The 16,082-nt window shown below is 66.9% G+C and carries 12 protein-coding genes; 5 read left to right on the plus strand and 7 right to left on the minus strand.

Going from position 1 to position 16,082, the window contains the following annotated elements; translation table 11 throughout:
• Positions 1-207 precede the first annotated feature (207 nt).
• Both EFAMC1_RS10615 and EFAMC1_RS10620 read right to left on the minus strand, forming a co-directional pair.
• Positions 208-1,149 carry a hypothetical protein gene (locus EFAMC1_RS10615; RefSeq protein WP_222838717.1) on the minus strand — a complete coding sequence of 314 codons (942 nt, stop codon included), beginning with the start codon at positions 1,147-1,149 and terminating at the stop codon, positions 208-210.
• A gap of 271 nt (positions 1,150-1,420) precedes the next feature.
• Complete coding sequence (locus EFAMC1_RS10620) at positions 1,421-2,344, minus strand: LysR family transcriptional regulator (protein ID WP_154054242.1); 924 nt, start codon at positions 2,342-2,344, stop codon at positions 1,421-1,423.
• Positions 2,345-2,832: 488 nt separating this feature from the next.
• Between EFAMC1_RS10620 and EFAMC1_RS10625 the strand changes: the two genes are divergently transcribed.
• The 5 genes from EFAMC1_RS10625 to EFAMC1_RS10645 all read left to right on the plus strand — a co-directional run bounded on the left by EFAMC1_RS10625 (position 2,833) and on the right by EFAMC1_RS10645 (position 10,756).
• Entirely contained in the window at positions 2,833-4,047 is a 1,215-nt protein-coding gene (locus EFAMC1_RS10625; protein ID WP_154054243.1) for an iron-containing alcohol dehydrogenase, read from the plus strand.
• 349 nt (positions 4,048-4,396) lie between these two features.
• Positions 4,397-5,992 carry a radical SAM protein gene (locus EFAMC1_RS10630; protein WP_154054244.1) on the plus strand — a complete coding sequence of 532 codons (1,596 nt, stop codon included), beginning with the start codon at positions 4,397-4,399 and terminating at the stop codon, positions 5,990-5,992.
• A 330-nt stretch (positions 5,993-6,322) separates the two neighbouring features.
• Positions 6,323-7,195, plus strand: coding sequence for a class II fructose-1,6-bisphosphate aldolase (gene fba / locus EFAMC1_RS10635; protein ID WP_154054245.1), 873 nt, complete (start codon positions 6,323-6,325; stop codon positions 7,193-7,195).
• Positions 7,196-7,744: 549 nt separating this feature from the next.
• On the plus strand, positions 7,745-8,923 hold the full coding sequence (locus EFAMC1_RS10640; RefSeq protein ID WP_154054246.1) for an NlpC/P60 family protein: 1,179 nt from the start codon (positions 7,745-7,747) through the stop codon (positions 8,921-8,923).
• 909 nt (positions 8,924-9,832) lie between these two features.
• Positions 9,833-10,756 carry a PfkB family carbohydrate kinase gene (locus EFAMC1_RS10645; protein WP_154054247.1) on the plus strand — a complete coding sequence of 308 codons (924 nt, stop codon included), beginning with the start codon at positions 9,833-9,835 and terminating at the stop codon, positions 10,754-10,756.
• Between the two features lie 378 nt (positions 10,757-11,134).
• On the opposite strand, the gene EFAMC1_RS10650 is transcribed toward EFAMC1_RS10645, so the two are convergent.
• The 5 genes from EFAMC1_RS10650 to sufB are packed head-to-tail and all read right to left on the minus strand — an operon-like array spanning position 11,135 to position 16,033.
• The gene (locus EFAMC1_RS10650) at positions 11,135-11,611 is read right to left on the minus strand and encodes an RrF2 family transcriptional regulator (protein WP_154054248.1); all 477 of its coding nucleotides are present in this window, start codon (positions 11,609-11,611) and stop codon (positions 11,135-11,137) included.
• 2 nt (positions 11,612-11,613) lie between these two features.
• On the minus strand, positions 11,614-12,207 hold the full coding sequence (gene sufU, locus EFAMC1_RS10655; RefSeq protein ID WP_154054249.1) for a Fe-S cluster assembly sulfur transfer protein SufU: 594 nt from the start codon (positions 12,205-12,207) through the stop codon (positions 11,614-11,616).
• Entirely contained in the window at positions 12,200-13,444 is a 1,245-nt protein-coding gene (locus EFAMC1_RS10660; RefSeq protein ID WP_154054250.1) for an aminotransferase class V-fold PLP-dependent enzyme, read from the minus strand. Before EFAMC1_RS10660 ends, sufU begins: the two co-directional genes overlap by 8 nt.
• Before the next feature lie 3 nt (positions 13,445-13,447).
• Entirely contained in the window at positions 13,448-14,662 is a 1,215-nt protein-coding gene (locus tag EFAMC1_RS10665; protein ID WP_154054251.1) for a SufB/SufD family protein, read from the minus strand.
• Positions 14,663-16,033, minus strand: a complete 1,371-nt coding sequence (gene sufB / locus EFAMC1_RS10670) for a Fe-S cluster assembly protein SufB (RefSeq protein ID WP_261981881.1) — start codon at positions 16,031-16,033, stop codon at positions 14,663-14,665.
• Between the last annotated feature and the right edge of the window lie 49 nt (positions 16,034-16,082).

Here is a 16,082-nt window from a genome sequence, read left to right on the forward strand (position 1 = left end):
GCAGAAGACGTTTCTGAAAAAGGAATCTGCCTTCAACACGGGAGACTCTCCGCAGAAGACGTTTCTGAAAAAGGAATCTGCTTAGATACCTTTTTCAGAAACGTCTTCTGCGTTTATCGGAGCCTGTGTGGGGCAGGACTCGTGTCCGGCGTGTGCGACCGCGGCGCGCGGGTTAGAGCGCGCCGCGCCCCGGCCGTGCGGACGATGCTAGCCCTTGCGCCTGAGGCGGGGGAGCCTGCCGTGGAAGGGACTCACAAAGCCCTTCGTGACCACCGGGGCCGCCTCGGCCTCGGGCGGCACCGTGGTGACCACGCCCGCGGGGACGTCGGCCACCGGCATGTCGGTGATGTCGGCCACCGGCGGCACGGTGGCCTCGGCGGTCGGCTCGTCATCGTCGTGGGCGCCCTTGCCCGCGCGGTAGCGAACCATCATGTCCTTCTGCAGCTGCACCACGCTGGGCGGTGCCCAGATGAGCGCGTTGGCGCCGGCGGCAACCGTGGCCTGTGCCGTTCCCGCGTCGTGCCCGCCGGTGGCGATGATCGGCAGGTTGGGGAAGGCTGCGCGCAGCTCGGCGATGACGGCGGCGGTGTTTCGCCCTGCCGCCACGTTGACGATGCGCGCGCCTGCGTAGACCTTCTCGGCGGCCTCGTCGTCGAACTTGGTGATGGTGGCCACCACGGGGATGTCCACCGTCGTGGCGATGTGCGAGACCATCTCGGTGGTCGCGGGCGAGTTGAGCACCACGCCCGCCGCGCCCTGCATCTCGGACACGGCCGCGAGCTCGGCCGCGCGCCGGCCCGTGGTGGTGCCGCCGCCCACGCCCACGAACAGCGGCGCCTCGGCCACCGTGAGCAGCGCCTGGGTGATGGCGGGCTGCGCGGTGAACGGGTAGACGGCAAAGATCGCGTCGGCGTTGGAGTTGCGGATCACGGCGACGTCGGTGGAGTAGAGCAGCGACCGGATTTTGCGGCCAAAGAGCGTGAAGCCGCTGCACTCGTCGTAGGTGTCGGGCACGCGAAGCGGTGCCTTGCGCAGACGTCCCTCGATGGGGGAGGGGCCGTCGGCCGCCGGTACGGGCGCCTTGGGCCCGGTGGGCGGGATGACGATGGGGAGCGAGGCGTCGGGGGCGCCGGTGGTGTCATTGCTCATGTTGGTCTCCTTGGCTTTGTGCGGGGCAGGGGTCGTCGGGTGCGCCAGGCGCGGCGCCTGCGCGGGCTTGGCGTGGTTGGGTCGTGGCGGGGTTGGGCCGCACCGATTGTGACGCAACGCGTCTTCTCGCACACATATTCCCGAACGCGTCGCCGCGTAGAACCCCGCTGGCCGAGGAAACAAGGCCTTTCGCAGGGCTGGCTTTCGGTTTTTCCGTGGCGGGGACCCGCATGCCAACCGGGCCTGCCCGGCCCGGCCTGGCCCATCGCCCCTAGCTCAGCACCTCGAAGCCGTCGGCGGCGATGAGCTTGCGCAGCTCGGCGAGGTAGCGCCTGGCCATGGGCGAGAGGCTCGCTCGGTCGTTGGTGAGGTAGCCCAGCTGCATGGTCTCGTCGGTCTCGAGCGGCACCGACACGATGTCGCTGCCGTTGAGGTTGCTGTTGAGCACGCCCGAGCAGATGGTGTAGCCGTCCACCCCGCGCAGCAGGTTGAAGAGCGTGGCGCGGTCGGTCACCACGATGGTCTTGCGGTGGCTCTCGAAGGGCAGGAGCTCCTCGGAGAAGTAGAGCGAGTTGTGCGTGCCCTGGTCGTAGCAGAGGTAGGGGTAGTCGTCGAGCTCGGCAAGCGTCACGCGCTCGGCGTGCGCCAGCGGGTGGCGCTCGCTCAGAAACACGTGCGGCGGCGCGTCGAACAGCGGCGTGTAGCTGAGGTGGCTCTCGCGCATGAGCTTGCGCAGCACCTTCTCGTTGAACGAGCTGAGGTAGATGATGCCAAGCTCGCTTCGGTAGCCCGCCACGTCCTCGAACACCTCGTAAGTGCGGCTCTCGCGCAGGGTGAGCTCGTACTCGGGTGCGTCGATGCTCTCGAGCAGGCGCACGAACGCGTTCACGGCGAAGGCGTAGTGCTGGGCCGAGATGGCGCACAGGCGCTTGGACGGCTTGGCGTGCGCGTAGCGCTGCTCGACGAGCTCGGTCTGCTCGAGGATCTGGCGCGCGAAGGAGAGGAACTCCGAGCCGTCGGTGGTGAGCGAGATGCCGCGCGCGCTGCGGTTGAAGATCTGGATGCCCAGCTCGCCCTCGAGCTCGCGGATGGCAGCCGAGAGGGACGGCTGCGAGATGTAGAGCTGCCGGGCCGCCTCGGTGATCGAGCCGCACTCGGCGACCTTGGCGATGTAGCGCAGCTGCGTGAGGGTCATGGGGGTCCTTTCGAGCGGTTGGCGGGGGCGACACGCGATCTACGTGGGAATCGCGGAATGCCGTCTTCGCACTTTCGAGTTGTGAACGGTTTTTTGGAGCCTTTCGCGACCTGTCCAAGTAGGTTATCTGGCGTTTGTACTCAGGGTATCGCGAAAACGGCCCGCAAAGTCGTTCACAACTCCAAAGTGCGAAGACTCGAATTTGCGAGCGCCCGCTAGATTGCGTGTGGCTCACTCGGGCTGGGGGCGGCGGGCGACTATGGTGGCCGGCCGGCGGGGCACGCACGGTATCCGGCGGGGTGGGGCAAAGCGTCTGGCGGGGCACGCACGGCGTGCATAAGGCAGAACCTGAGGGTTGACGCCGAGGGCGTCAACGGAGTCGGCGGCGTTCCGGCGAATCGCGTGCCCTGTGCACAAGGCGGGGGCCGGGCCCCGCGAGAATCCTAGAATGGAGGCGACCGGGAGACTCGAGTGAAGGCGGGATGGCCATGAACCCATACAACTTCTTTGCGCCCACGCACGTGCTCTTTGGCCCGGGCAAGTTGGGCGAGCTGGGAGACCAGCGGCTGCCGGGAACCAAGGCACTCGTCGTGACCACGGCCGGAAAGTCAGTGAAGGCCAACGGCTACCTGGCCCGCGTGGAGGCCGAGCTCGACCGGGCGGGCGTCGCCCACGAGCTCTTCGACCACATTGAGCCGAACCCGCTGCGCAAGACGGTGAACGCCGGCGCCCGGCTGGCCCGCGAGCGCGGCTGCGACTTCGTGCTGGCACTGGGTGGCGGCTCGGTCATGGACGGCTCCAAGGGCATCTGCGCCGCGGCCGCCAACCCGCACCGCGCCGCGGACGGCACCGAGCAGCCGGGCGACATCTGGGACTTCGTCAACGGTGGCACGGCCAAGGGCCTGCCCATGCCCAACGACCCGCTGCCGCTCGTGTGCGTGACCACCACGGCCGGCACCGGCTCGGAGGTGGACGCCGGCGGCATCATCTCGCAGGAGGAGACCGAGGAGAAGCTTCGCCTGGGCGAGCCGCGCCTGTTCCCGCGCCTGTCGGTGGTCGACCCCGAGCTCATGCTCACGGTACCGCCGCGCCTCACGGCCTACCAGGGCTTCGACGCGATGTTCCACAGCATCGAGTGCTACATCTCCAACCTTCGCAACCCCATGGGCGACATGATCTGCCGCGAGGGCATCAGAAACGCCGCCGCGGCGCTTCCCGCCTGCGTGAACGACGGTGCCGACCTCGAGGCTCGCACCCAGCTGGCGTTTGCCAACACGCTGGGCGGCTACGCGATGGACGCGTCGGGCACGACGGGCTGCCACGGCACCGAGCACGGCATGAGCGCGCATCACCACCGCCTGCCCCACGGCGCGGGCCTCATCATGATCGCGGGTGCCTACCACCGCCACATGATCGACGCCCATGCCTGCGACGAGCGCTATGAGGACATGGCCCGGCTCATGGGCGCCACCGACGCCGACGTTGCCGCGCGCGGCCCGCTTGCCTTCATCGACCAGTACGAGCGCCTCGAGCGCGCGTGCGGCGTGGACGGGCTTGCCATGAGCGACTGGGGCATCACGCACGAGGAGCTGCCGGCCATCGCGGCCAAGGCGCTCGAGACCAACGGCGTGCTGTTCTCGCACGACCCCGTGCCGCTCACGCAGGACGACGTCACGGCGATTCTCGAGAGGAGCTGGCGCTAGGGGGTCGGGGACCTTGTCGTCGCGGCGCCCCGGCCGGCAAGGCCTCGGACCGACCTGCCGCGGCGCTCTCCCGGCCCCGCATCGCCGGCTTTGCCCCACCCCTCCGCGCGTCACGCAAACGTAAGCTCATGCGAAGCAACCGGCAAAGTTGTCCCCACTGGCATGGACATATGTTTCCAGGTGTTGAAAATAACCTTCAATAGAGTTTCCGAACACGGTTTACTCGCCCAAATCAGGGGTACTATGCACGCAGGTTTACATAATGTACCTGGCGCGAGGGACGCTGGGTCCCGGCTGCGATCGGCGCCGGAAGAGACGTGTGACGCGTTTGGGAAGAGGGAGCGAAACTATGGGACTTACGCAGGCTGCTGAGCGTGCCGCACTTGACAAGCTCATCGACTACCTGAATGACGACCCGGCGGGCCATGTCGACAAGATCATGGACCTCGTGAACAAGCTCGTGCCGGACAGCGTGTTTCCCGCGCAGCGCAAGGCGTTCACCGACGTCATCAAGAGCCGCGGCAACTGGTACCAGCTCATCATGAAGGTGTTCCAGCTCAACCCCGATATGCGCACCAAGCTGCTCAAGGCGCTGCTCGTCGACGGCAACCTCATGGCGTGGCCCGTCCAGGAGAAGAGCCGCGAGAAGTACAAGTGCAACATCCCCTGGGCCATCCTGCTTGACCCGACGAGCGCCTGCAACCTGCACTGCATCGGCTGCTGGGCTGCCGAGTACGGCCACCAGCAGAACCTCTCGTTCGACGACATCGACTCGATCGTGACGCAGGGCAAGGCCCTCGGCACGCATGTCTACATCTACACCGGCGGCGAGCCGCTCACCCGCAAGAAGGACCTCATCAAGATCTGCGAGAAGCACCCCGACTGCATCTTCCTGTGCTTCACCAACTCCACGCTCATCGACGAGAAGTTCTGCCAGGACATGATCCGCGTGGGCAACTTCGTGCCTGCCATCTCCGCCGAGGGCAACGAGCACACCACCGACGCCCGTCGCGGCAACGGCGTGTACAAGGCCATCGAGAAGGCCATGGGCCTCCTGCGCGAGCACGAGCTCCCGTTCGGCATCTCCTGCTGCTGGACCAAGGCCAACGCAGATACGGTGGCCACCGAGGAGAACATGGACTGGATGATTCACGAGGGCGCCCTGTTCTGCTGGTACTTCCACTTCATGCCGGTGGGCAAGGCCGCCACGGCCGACCTCATCCCCACGCCCGAGCAGCGCGAGCACATGTATCACTTCATTCGCGAGATGCGCGAGAAGAAGCCGCTCTTCACGCTCGACTTCCAGAACGACGGCGAGTACGTGGGCGGCTGCATCGCCGGCGGCCGTCGCTACCTGCACATCAACGCCGCGGGTGACGTGGAGCCGTGCGTGTTCATCCACTACTCCAACGCCAACATCCACGACATGAGCCTGCTCGACGCGCTGCGCTCGCCCATCTTCATGAAGTACTACGAGAACCAGCCGTTCAACGGCAACCACCTGCGTCCGTGCCCCATGCTCGAGAACCCCAAGATCCTGGGCGCCATGGTCAAGGAGGCCCACGCCCACAACACCGACCTCGTGGCCGAGGAGACGCCGGAGGAGCTCGCCGAGAAGACGGTGCCCGCCGCCGTCGCCTGGGCACCCGTGGCCGAGCGCATCTGGAACGACAAGAGCGACAACCTCTACGAGAAGCGCCACACCGACGAGTCCCAGGGCATGGCCAAGTCGGACATGGAGAAGTTCAGGCGCGAGGGCCACAGGGGCTTCGAGGGCTCTCCCACCGAGGAGTTCATGCGCGAGGAGACCAGGGAGGCCATCGAGAGGGAGAAGGCCGAGAAGGCCGCCGCTGCCGCCGCGTGCCACTGCGGCTTCCATGCGGACGCCCCCGCTCCCAAGGCCGCGCCCGTGGAGGAGCGCGAGGTCGCGGACGCCACAAAGTAGCGGTGCTGGCCGAGGGTTTTTGCGCGGCCGAGTAGGGTCGTGCGGCCTGCATATAGCGTGTGAGGAGGGGCGGTCCGACGTGTGCCGGGTCGCCCCTTTGCTGTGACGCGCGCTTTCTGGTGCCGGGCGTCCGAAGACGCCCCGGCGGCGCTTACGCGTGCGCCACCAAATCAAGATGACCACTGAACCGTGGCCCCCAAATGACCATGTTATCGGGACAACCACCCAATCTACCTGCAGAATTCGTCAAATAGTCAACCCACGGAGTCGTGGGCGTGGGTATACTTCCAGATGGTTCGAGTGTCGGTCTTCAACAACGGAGGTAATGACATGCTCGTCAATGCAGCCACTATGCTTCAGCACGCCGAGAAGGGTCACTACGGCATTGGTGCCTTCAACACCAACAACCTCGAGTGGGCCACCGCCATCCTCGACGCCGCCGAGGAGACGCAGAGCCCGGTCATCATCCAGTGCACCTCTGGTGCCGCCAAGTGGCAGACCAGCTTCAAGGTCGTCGCTGACATGGTGCGTCAGCTCGTCGAGGACAAGAACATTACCGTGCCGGTTGCCCTGCACCTGGACCACGGCTCCTACGAGGCCTGCTTCCAGTGCATCGAGGCCGGCTTCACCTCTGTCATGTATGACGGCTCCCACGAGGCCGACTTCCAGACCAACATCGACCGCACGGCCGAGATCGTCAAGCTCGCCCACTCCAAGGGCATCTCCGTCGAGGCCGAGGTTGGCGGCATCGGCGGCACCGAGGACGGCGTGACCTCCGCCGGCGAGCTGGCCGACCCCGAGCAGTGCAAGGCCATCGCCGACCTCGGCGTTGACTTCCTCGCCTGCGGCATCGGCAACATCCACGGCATCTACCCGGCCGACTGGCAGGGTCTCTCCTTCGAGCGCCTCGGCGAGATCAAGGCCCTCACGGGCGACCTGCCGCTCGTCCTGCACGGTGGCTCCGGCATCCCCCTGGACCAGGTCCAGAAGGCCATCAAGCTCGGCGTCTCCAAGATCAACGTCAACACCGACCTTCAGGTCGTCTTTGCCGAGGCCACGCGCAAGTACATCGAGGAGGGCAAGGACCAGCAGGGCAAGGGCTTTGACCCCCGCAAGCTCCTCCTCCCGGGCAAGCAGGCCATCGTCGAGCACACCAAGAAGCTCATCCACGACTTCGGCTCCGAGGGCAAGGGCTGGAACTAGCACCTCGCTCGCCGAGGCGACAGGCGGAACTAGCACCTCGCTCGCCGAGGCGACAGGCGGAACTAGCGTCTCGCTCGCCGGGGCGACAGGCGTTCGACACGCGTTCATGAGGGCGGGGCTGGCTGCGTGCCGGCCCCGCCTTTTTGCGTTGGCTGGGGCAGTTGGGCAGCTGACGGTGCGGACGCATCTCGCCCGGCCTGCCTTGCCCGGTCGACGTGGCCATGAGGTGTGTCTCCTTAAGCGTTTCGCCCGTCTCGCCCTGTCCTGTCGCGCGATGCATCCTCGCCCTGTCCTGTTGCGCACCATGAACCTTGTCAAACCCTCAAGTAACGACCGTGTGAGCAGGGGGGTTCACGGGGCTTCCACATCGAGTTGGTCGACCCTCGCGTAAAAGCTACCATTAAGACGGCAATTTCGGTGAGAGAGACCAATCGAACCCGGTCTGGCGCCTTGCGCGGGCCAAACGCAGCCACTGTCCTCGCACACTTCGGCAGCGGGCCTCAGGGTCCTGAGCTGCCTTTCTCTGTAGGCAAGCGAAAGGGAAGTACCGTGACGATACGAACCTCCATCGCGCGTTTCAGCGTTGCGGCCATGATTGGCGCGACCGCGTTCACCAGCCTGCCCACGCTGGCTCTGGCCGACACCTCTGCCGAGCTCCAGGCCCAGCTCGACGATGCGAACGCGCACCTGAACGACCTCTACGACCAGGCCTCCGCCATGAGCGAGCAGGTCAACCAGACCCAGTCCGACCTCGATGCCACTAACGCCGAGATCGAGCAGAAGCAGGGCGAGCTCGAACAGGCGCAGGCGGTGCTCTCCAGCCGCGTGGCGACCAACTACAAGACCGGCGGCGTGTCGCTGGCGTCGATCATCTTCGACTCCAACAGCTTCGACGACCTCGTGAGCCGCATGTACTACGCCTCCAAGGTGAGCGAGTCTGACGCCCAGGCCATCCAGCAGGTCAAGTCCATCGAGGACGACCTCAACTCCAAGAAGGCCGAGCAGCAGAAGCTCCTCTCCGACCAGCAGACCCAGCAAGACGAGCTCAACGCCAAGGTCTCCGAGACCCAGTCGTACGTGAGCTCGCTTGACCAGCAGGTCCAGGACAAGATCGCCGAGGAGCAGGCCGCCTACGAGGCCGCTCAGCAGGCGGCGCAGCAGGCCGCCCAGCAGCAGGCCACGGCCGACGGCGGAAACTACGTGGCCGCCACGGACACGGTTGGCGCCGACAACGGCGGCTCGGAGACCCAGCAGACTGAGACGACCACCAACAACGGTGGTGGCGACTCCTCCAGCAACGACGATGCCCCTGCCCAGAGTAACGGCGGCGGCAGCCATGCGAGCAACACCACTACCTCCAAGCCGAGCTCCAGCAGCTCCAACTCCGGCAGCGGTCTCACGAGTTCGCAGCGCAACGCCATCGTCTCTGCCGCGTGGAGCAAGGTCGGCTCCAAGTACGTCTACGGCGCCACTGGTCCGAGCTCGTTCGACTGCTCTGGTTTCGTGCAGTGGTGCTACGCGCAGGCGGGCATCTCGCTGCCGCGCACATCCGAGTCGCAGGGCGGCTGGGGTCGCTCGACCTCCAACCCGCAGGCGGGCGACATCGTCTGCTGGGGCGGCCACGTGGGCATCTACATGGGCGGTGGCAATATGATTGACGCCGGCAACCCCAGGGTGGGTGTCTCGTACCGCAGCATCTGGGGCGGCGGCTGGTACCGCACCAAGTAGTCTGCCCCTGAGACTCTGGCGCTTGTCTCTCGCATTCAAGCGCCTGCCTCCTTGGCTGTCTTAGTGATATCAAAGGCCGGAGCCTAAAGGCTCCGGCCTTTTTGTTCCTGCTTACCTGGTCTTTCCTGTGTGCCTTTTCACTGCTGCCGCGTTGGCCCATTGCGTGGGTTTCCGGCTCCCCCTCATCCGGCCAGCTCACAGTATCTGTGTTGTTCGGCGTGCCGCCCCTCCGCTTATCTGCTCTTCGTCTCGGGTTTGCTCGCCTGAGGCCTTTGTAGCAGGCCTGCAGACCTCTCTAGCCGTCTATTACTCGTTTGATGGTCACGAAGGCCAACTTACCTTGCCTTGTGGCTCTCCAGCCTCCCATTTGGCTGCGCCTTGGCGTTGTCTTGGTGACGCATATCGAGGGCGAGTCATCTATTAATCGAAATAAAGAGGGCCATCCATAGGATTTGACGGTTCTTTGCGGGGCCAATGAGGCCCTTGATGGCCAATACGAGCGCAAGCCAACGTCGCCCATGCATGGTAAACCGGCCAGTGTGACCACAAGGTCAGATATTCACAACGCCCGTCTGACTGGAAACGTCCCGCGCGCGGCTCTGGCGCCCGTCTGCCTGGAAACGTCCCGCGCGCGGCTATGACGCCTATCTGCTTGGTGCGTCCTGCGCGCGGCTTTGCCGCTCGTCAGCATGGGGCCAACTCGCGCGCGGCTCTGGCCCTTGCCTACGTGGGGATAGCTTGCAAACGTCTTAGAGGCAGGTCGCATGGGATCGGCCCGCAATCGCTCTGAGCCTTTCTGTAAGCGCAGAGTAAGGATTCGCCGACCAAGGTGGTACCATGCGAGGGCTGGGCAAGGAGTGCTTCACGAGCGAGCGCGATTCCTCGCGAGGCTGCCGGAAGGAGCGGGCTGTGGGAAAGATCTTGGTCATCGGCGTCGCCTGCGCGGACGTGGTCCTGAGGATCGACCACCTGCCGCACACCGCCGAGGACGTCATCGCGCACGAGCAGCGCATGACGCTGGGCGGATGCGCATTCAACGCCTTCTGGGTGATGCACGCGCTGGGCGAGCCGGCCGTCCTGTTCAGCCCCATCGGCACGGGTCCGTACGGCCACTTCGTTCGCACGAGCCTGGCCAAGGAGGGCATCACCTCGCCCATCGCCGACGCCGAGGGCGAGAACGGCTGCTGCTTCTGCTTTGTGGAGCCTGGCGGCGAACGCACCTTCATTGCCCATCATGGGGCCGACTACCGCTATCGCCGGGAGTGGTTCGACCGCATCGACATAGACGAAATAGACTACGTCTACGTCTGCGGCCTCGAGATCGAGGAGCCCTCGGGCCCCTACATCGTCGACTTCCTCGAGCGGCGCTGCGCGGGCAAGACCATCTTCTTCACGCCGGGCCCGCGTCCGGCCAAGGTGCCGGCCGACCTGCTCGACCGCATCTACGACCTACACCCCATCCTGCACCTCAACAGCTCCGAGGCGCAGCTGTGCGCCGATCGCATCGCGGGCGAGGAGATGACCGTCTCGCGTGGCGCGTCGTCGATTCTGGCCGACCGCACGGGCAACACGGTCTTCGTGACGCTCGGCAATAAGGGCTGCTCCTACGAGGCGGGCGACGCGTGCGGCACCGTGCCCAAGGCGCCCGAGAAGCGCATCGTTGACACGATTGGGGCCGGCGACGCCCACATCGGCGCCGTCATGGCCTGCCTGCACCGTGGCGACGGCATCGAGGACGCCATCGCCTGCGCTAATCGCGTGTGCGCCATGGTGGTGGCCACCGAGGGCGCCCATCCGGAGGCCGAGGCCGTGCGCGCGGCGGCAAGGGGCTAGCGGAGTCGCGCCGAGACCCAGCGGAGCCGCGTCGAGGCCCGGCGGGGCCATGCCGAGGCCAGCGGGGCCGCATCAAGCGTGAAGCGGTCATCCATCCTCCAGGCAACTGCCAAAAAGAAAGGGTCGAGAGGGGCTTGCGCGGCTCCTCTCTGCCCTTCATGTCTGAATTGAGGCCCCTCTTGTGCCGAGCCCTCATTCGCGCCGAGCGCTCTTGAGCCTGCGCCCTCTCGCGCCCTCCTTCGCCCGTACCTCGAACCGGGTGCCCTCGGGAACGTCGCGAGGTACCCACCGCTCGAACGTTGCCACGGAGAAGTGCAGGTAGCCCAGCATGGGCCAGCGCCTGATGACCTCGTTGACGTTCTTCGCCTTACCCCACGCCTACTTGCAGAGGCCCTCGATGCCGGCGAGCGCACCCTCGGCCTCCTCGGCGGCGCGCATGCCCACGGTGATGTCCGAGAGCCGCTTGCTGTCGAGGTAGGTGCTGATGATGTGTCCCAGCTCGCGCCAGACGGGCAGGGTGGGGCAGAGCTCCGAGCGTGGGCAGAGGGTGCCGCTGGCGCAGTCGAGGCACGACACGGGCGCCAACGAGCTGCCCTCGGCAACGCGGATGATCTGACCCAGGGTGTAGTCGGACGCGTCCTTGGCAAGCCGGTAGCCGCCGCCCTTGCCGCGCTGGCTCGTCACGAAGCCGGCCTTGTGCAGCGACGCCATGACCTGCTCGAGGTACTTGCGCGAGATGCCCTGGCGCTTGGAGATGTCGCCGAGCGACACCCACTCGCCACGCTCCTGGGAGACGGCGAGGTCGGCCATGACGCGCAGCGCGTAGCGACCCTTGGTCGAGATACCGGAGGCCATGGCTAGGCCTTGTCCTCGGGCGCACGGGCGGGCAGGTGGCCGTCGAGCGCGCAGTCGAGGACCGTGGGGGCCTTGGGCGCGGCACCGGCGCCCGCCACGGGGTTGCCGTTCTCGTCCGTGCCGTCCTCCGTCGAGGTGGGGGAGGTACGCTCCGAGGCCTCGGGGTGGGCGAGCATCTCGTCGAGCGTGCGCCAGGCCAGCTCGGCGCACTTCACGCGCGCCGGCATGTGCGAGATGGACTCGAGGCAGCTGGCCTCGTCGAGCTCGTCGAGCGTGTCGGGGTCCTTCTGCTCGCCGCGGATCATCTGGCCGAAGAGATGGCAGAGCTTGCGGGCGTCCTCGGGGGTCTCGCCCACCATGAGGTCGCTCATCATGTCGGCCGAGCCCTGAGAGACCGCGCAGCCGTGGCCCGTCCAGGAGACTTCGGCGATCTTGCCGTCGTCGCCCAGGCGCACGTCAAGCACGAGGTCGTCGCCGCAGCTGGGGTTGATGCCCTCGTGCGTGAGCGTGGGGTCGTCCATCTTGTACTTGTAGTCGGGGTTGCTCACGTGGTCCATGAGCGCGCGGCTGTAGACGCCGCCACCTGCGTTAGCCATGGAAGACCCCCCAGACGAACCTGAGGCCGTCGACGAGCTGGTCGATGTCGGCCTTGTCGTTGTAGAACGCCACGCTGGCGCGGCAGCAGCTCTCGATGCCAAGCCAGGTGAGCAGCGGCTGCGCGCAGTGGTGGCCGGCGCGGATGTCCACGTCCTTGGTGTCGAGCAGGCTCGAGACGTCGTGCGGGTGGATGCCGCGCACGTTGAACGAGACGGCCCCCACGTGGTGGCGCGGGTCGGCCGGGCCCACGAGGTCCACGAAGTCGAGGGCCTCGAGCTGCCCGGCGAGGTAGGCGGCGAGGTTGCGCTCGCGCTCCTCGAGCTGGTCGCGGTCGTGCGCCTCGATGTAGTCGATGGCGACTCCCGTGGCGTAGATGCCCGCGGCGTCCTGCGTGCCGGCCTCGAACTTCTCGGGGATGGGCGCCCAGACGGCCTCCGTCTCGGTCACGGAGTCGATCATCTCGCCGCCGGTGAGGAAGGGCGGCAGGCTCTCGAGGAGCGCGCGGTGCGCCCAGAGGCCGCCGATGCCCATGGGGCCACCCAGCTTGTGGGCGGAGAAGGCGAAGGCGTCCACGCCAAGCCTCTCGACGTCCACGTGCACGTGGGGCAGCGACTGCGCGCCGTCGGCGATGACGGTGGCGCCCACGGCGTGCGCCGCGTCGGCGATGGCGCGCACGTCGTTCTCGACGCCGAGCACGTTGGAGACGTGCGTGACGGAGACAATCTTGGTGCGCGGGCCGATCTTGGCCGCGACCTCCTCGGGCGAGATCTCGAAGTCGCCCTTGGAGCCCTTGTCCGGGCGCAGGTAGACGAGCTTGGCGCTCGTGGCGCGGCAGACCTGCTGCCAGGGGATGAGGTTGGAATGGTGCTCCATGATGGTGATGACAACCTCGTCACCGGGCTCGAGCACGGTGGGGCCGAGGGTCTTCGCGAGGAGGTTCAGCGCCTCGGAGGCGTTCCTCGTGAAGATGACCTCGTCCTTATCCTTGGCGCCGAGGAAGGCGGCGAGCTTGCCGCGCGCCTCCTCAATGGCGGCCGTGGCGTCGACGGAAAGCTTGTAGAGGCCGCGGAGCGGGTTGGCGTTCATGGTCTCGTAGAAGCGGCGCTCGGCGTCGAGGACGGTGGCGGGGCGCTGCGCGGTGGCCGCGCTGTCGAGGAAGGACAGCTCGGGATGCGCCGCGAGCAGCGGGAAGTCGGCCTTATACGGATTGGTCGTGATGTCGGTGGCGTCTGCCATAGGTCACGCCTCGCTTTCGGTCTGGCTGGTGGAGCCGGCTTCGTCGGAGGTGGTCCGGAGTGGGTGGTCGCTGAGCTCGAGGGCGTCGGCGATCTCGTCGGCGGCCGCGACGCCCAGGGCCGTGCGGGCCCAGGAGACCACGGCCGCGGGCGCCGAACCCGGCAGGGTGTTGGCGGCGTCGTCGACGATGGCGCGGCTGAAGAGCTCGAGCGCCTCGTCCTCGGAGAGGCCGCGGTCCTGCAGGTAGACGAGCTGCTCGGGGCTCACCGAGCCGATGGCGGCACCGTGGGCGCCCTCGACGTCGTCCTCGTCGCAGAGGATGACGGGCAGCGTCTTGTTAACCACGTCGTCGCCGGCCACGAGTACGGTCTCCTGCTCGGAGCCCTTGGCGCCCTTGCAGCCGTGCACGAGGTCGATCGTGGCACGCAGGCTCTTGTGGGCGTCGTCCGTGAGCACGCCGGTCATGTCGAGGTTGGCGCGGCCCTTCTTGCCCCGCATGGTCACGGAGTAGCCGAGGTCAAGCTGCCCGCCCGCGCCCGCCAGATAGCGAAGCGTGAGGTCGAGGCGGCTGCGGTCGCCGGCGAGGTCCACGTTGGTGCCGAGCGCCGTGGTGCCCGCGCCGATGACGTACTGGCGCACCGTGACCTCGGCGTGGTCGTCGGCCGTGATGCCGAGGCTGTCGAGGTACTGCTCGTGCACGCCGGCCGCTACGAGCAGCGTCACGTGGACGCGGCTCCCGGCCTCGGCGTAGATGCGCAGGGCGTGCCCGCTCGTGGTGGGCGCGCTGTCGGTGGCGCGAGGCAGGTCGGACGCCTTGGCCGCGGCCTCGTTGTCCTCGGCGTGGGCGCGCACGTCGCACTTCTCGGCCGCGGCGCCCAGGCCCTCGGCCACCACGACGTCGACGAAGGCCTCCGAACCGGGGCGCGCGAAGACGCAGGTCTGGGCTACCGAGCCCAGGGCCGCGTCGATCTGGACGCTCACGTGGTCGCCCGCGGTGTTGGCGGGCACGATGACGCAGCGGCGCTGGGTGGCCGCGGCGTCGAGCCACTGGGTGGCGTCGGCGCCGGCACCGCACGCGATGCGGCGGGCGGCGGAGGGCACCTCGGTGGCGGGGTCTGCGGCGGGAGGCGTGGGAACCTCGATCGCGCAGTCGTTGATCTTGAGCCAGTTCCAAGTCTGGGAGGGCGCCTGGTCGACGCCCGCAAGCGTGATGGCCATCTAGCCAATCGCTCCTTCCATCTCGAGCTTGATGAGGTTGTTCATCTCGACGGCGTACTCGAGCGGCAGCTCCTTCGAGACCGGGTCGGCAAAGCCGTTGACCACCATGGTCTTGGCCTCCTGCTCGGAGCAGCCGCGGCTCATGAGATAGAGCACGGTGTCGTCCGAGATGCGGCCGATGGTGGCCTCGTGGCCCACGCTCGCGGTGGCGTTGCGAACGTCCATCGCCGGGATGGTGTCCGATCGGCTGATGTCGTCGAGCATGAGCGACGAGCAGGAGACCGACGCCTTGGCGTTGTCGGCGGCCTTGGTGACCACGACCGAGCTCCTGAACGTGGAGATGCCGCCTCCCTTGGAGAGCGACTTGGTGTCGACCGAGCACTTGGTGTCGGGCGCGGCCAAGGTCACCTTGCAGCCCGTGTCGAGGTTCTGCGTGGCACCGGCGAAGGTGATGCCGGTGAACTCGCAGCTCGCTCGCTTGCCCACGAGGAAGGAGCTGGGGTAGAGGTAGGAGATGTGGCTGCCGAACGAGCCGGAGACCCATTCGATCTTGCCGTCCTCCTCCACCTTGGCGCGCTTGGTGTTGAGGTTGTACATGTTCTTCGACCAGTTCTCGATGGTCGAGTAGCGCAGGCGCGCGCCCTTCTTCACGAAGAGCTCGACGGCGCCGGCGTGGAGGTTGGCCACGTTGTACTTGGGCGCCGAGCAGCCCTCGATGAAGTGCAGGTCGGCGCCGGGCTCTACGATGATGAGCGTGTGCTCGAACTGTCCAGCGCCGGCGGCGTTCAGGCGGAAGTAGCTCTGCAGCGGGAAGTCCAGGTGCACGCCGGCCGGCACGTAGACGAACGAGCCGCCGCTCCAGACCGCGTAGTGCAGCGCTGCGAACTTGTGGTCGGTCATGGGGATGAGCGTGCCGAAGTACTCGTGCACCATGTCCTCGTAGCCGGAGTGCAGGGCGTCCTCAACGGTGGTGTAGACCACGCCCTGCTTGGCCACCTCATCCCTCATGTTGTGGTAGACGATCTCGGAGTCGTACTGGGCGCCCACGCCGGCCAGGCTCGCACGCTCCGCCTCGGGGATGCCAAGGCGCTCGAAGGTGTCTTTGATGTCGTCGGGCACCTCATTCCAGTCCTTGACCTGCTTGGAGCCGGAGGCCACGTAGGTGGAGATGGTGCTCATGTCGAGCCCGCCGATGGCCGGGCCCCAGTTGGCCGGCATCTTCATGCGCTCGTAGAGGTCGAGGGCCTTGAGGCGCATCTCGAGCATCCACTTGGGCTCGTCCTTCTTGTGGCTGATCTCCTCGACGATGTCGCCGGAGAGGCCGTCGGCGAAGCGCTCGTAGCCCTGCTCGGGCTTCACGAAGTCGTACATGCTGCGGTCGACGTCGGCGACCTCGGCGCGCTTGCGCTCGGGGGAGTCC

It is taken from the genome of Olsenella uli (assembly GCF_901212675.1).
Classification (GTDB): domain Bacteria; phylum Actinomycetota; class Coriobacteriia; order Coriobacteriales; family Atopobiaceae; genus Parolsenella; species Parolsenella uli_B.

Bases quoted from the DNA above. Each gene is read 5' to 3' on its own strand.
- EFAMC1_RS10660 (WP_154054250.1), bottom strand. From the start codon at position 13,444: ATGGCAGACGCCACCGACATCACGACCAATCCGTATAAGGCCGACTTC.
- EFAMC1_RS10625 (WP_154054243.1), top strand. From the start codon at position 2,833: ATGAACCCATACAACTTCTTTGCGCCCACGCACGTGCTCTTTGGCCCG.
- sufU (WP_154054249.1), bottom strand. From the start codon at position 12,207: ATGGCTAACGCAGGTGGCGGCGTCTACAGCCGCGCGCTCATGGACCAC.
- sufB (WP_261981881.1), bottom strand. From the start codon at position 16,033: ATGTACGACTTCGTGAAGCCCGAGCAGGGCTACGAGCGCTTCGCCGAC.
- EFAMC1_RS10620 (WP_154054242.1), bottom strand. From the start codon at position 2,344: ATGACCCTCACGCAGCTGCGCTACATCGCCAAGGTCGCCGAGTGCGGC.
- EFAMC1_RS10650 (WP_154054248.1), bottom strand. From the start codon at position 11,611: ATGGCCTCCGGTATCTCGACCAAGGGTCGCTACGCGCTGCGCGTCATG.
- fba (WP_154054245.1), top strand. From the start codon at position 6,323: ATGCTCGTCAATGCAGCCACTATGCTTCAGCACGCCGAGAAGGGTCAC.
- EFAMC1_RS10615 (WP_222838717.1), bottom strand. From the start codon at position 1,149: ATGAGCAATGACACCACCGGCGCCCCCGACGCCTCGCTCCCCATCGTC.
- EFAMC1_RS10630 (WP_154054244.1), top strand. From the start codon at position 4,397: ATGGGACTTACGCAGGCTGCTGAGCGTGCCGCACTTGACAAGCTCATC.
- EFAMC1_RS10665 (WP_154054251.1), bottom strand. From the start codon at position 14,662: ATGGCCATCACGCTTGCGGGCGTCGACCAGGCGCCCTCCCAGACTTGG.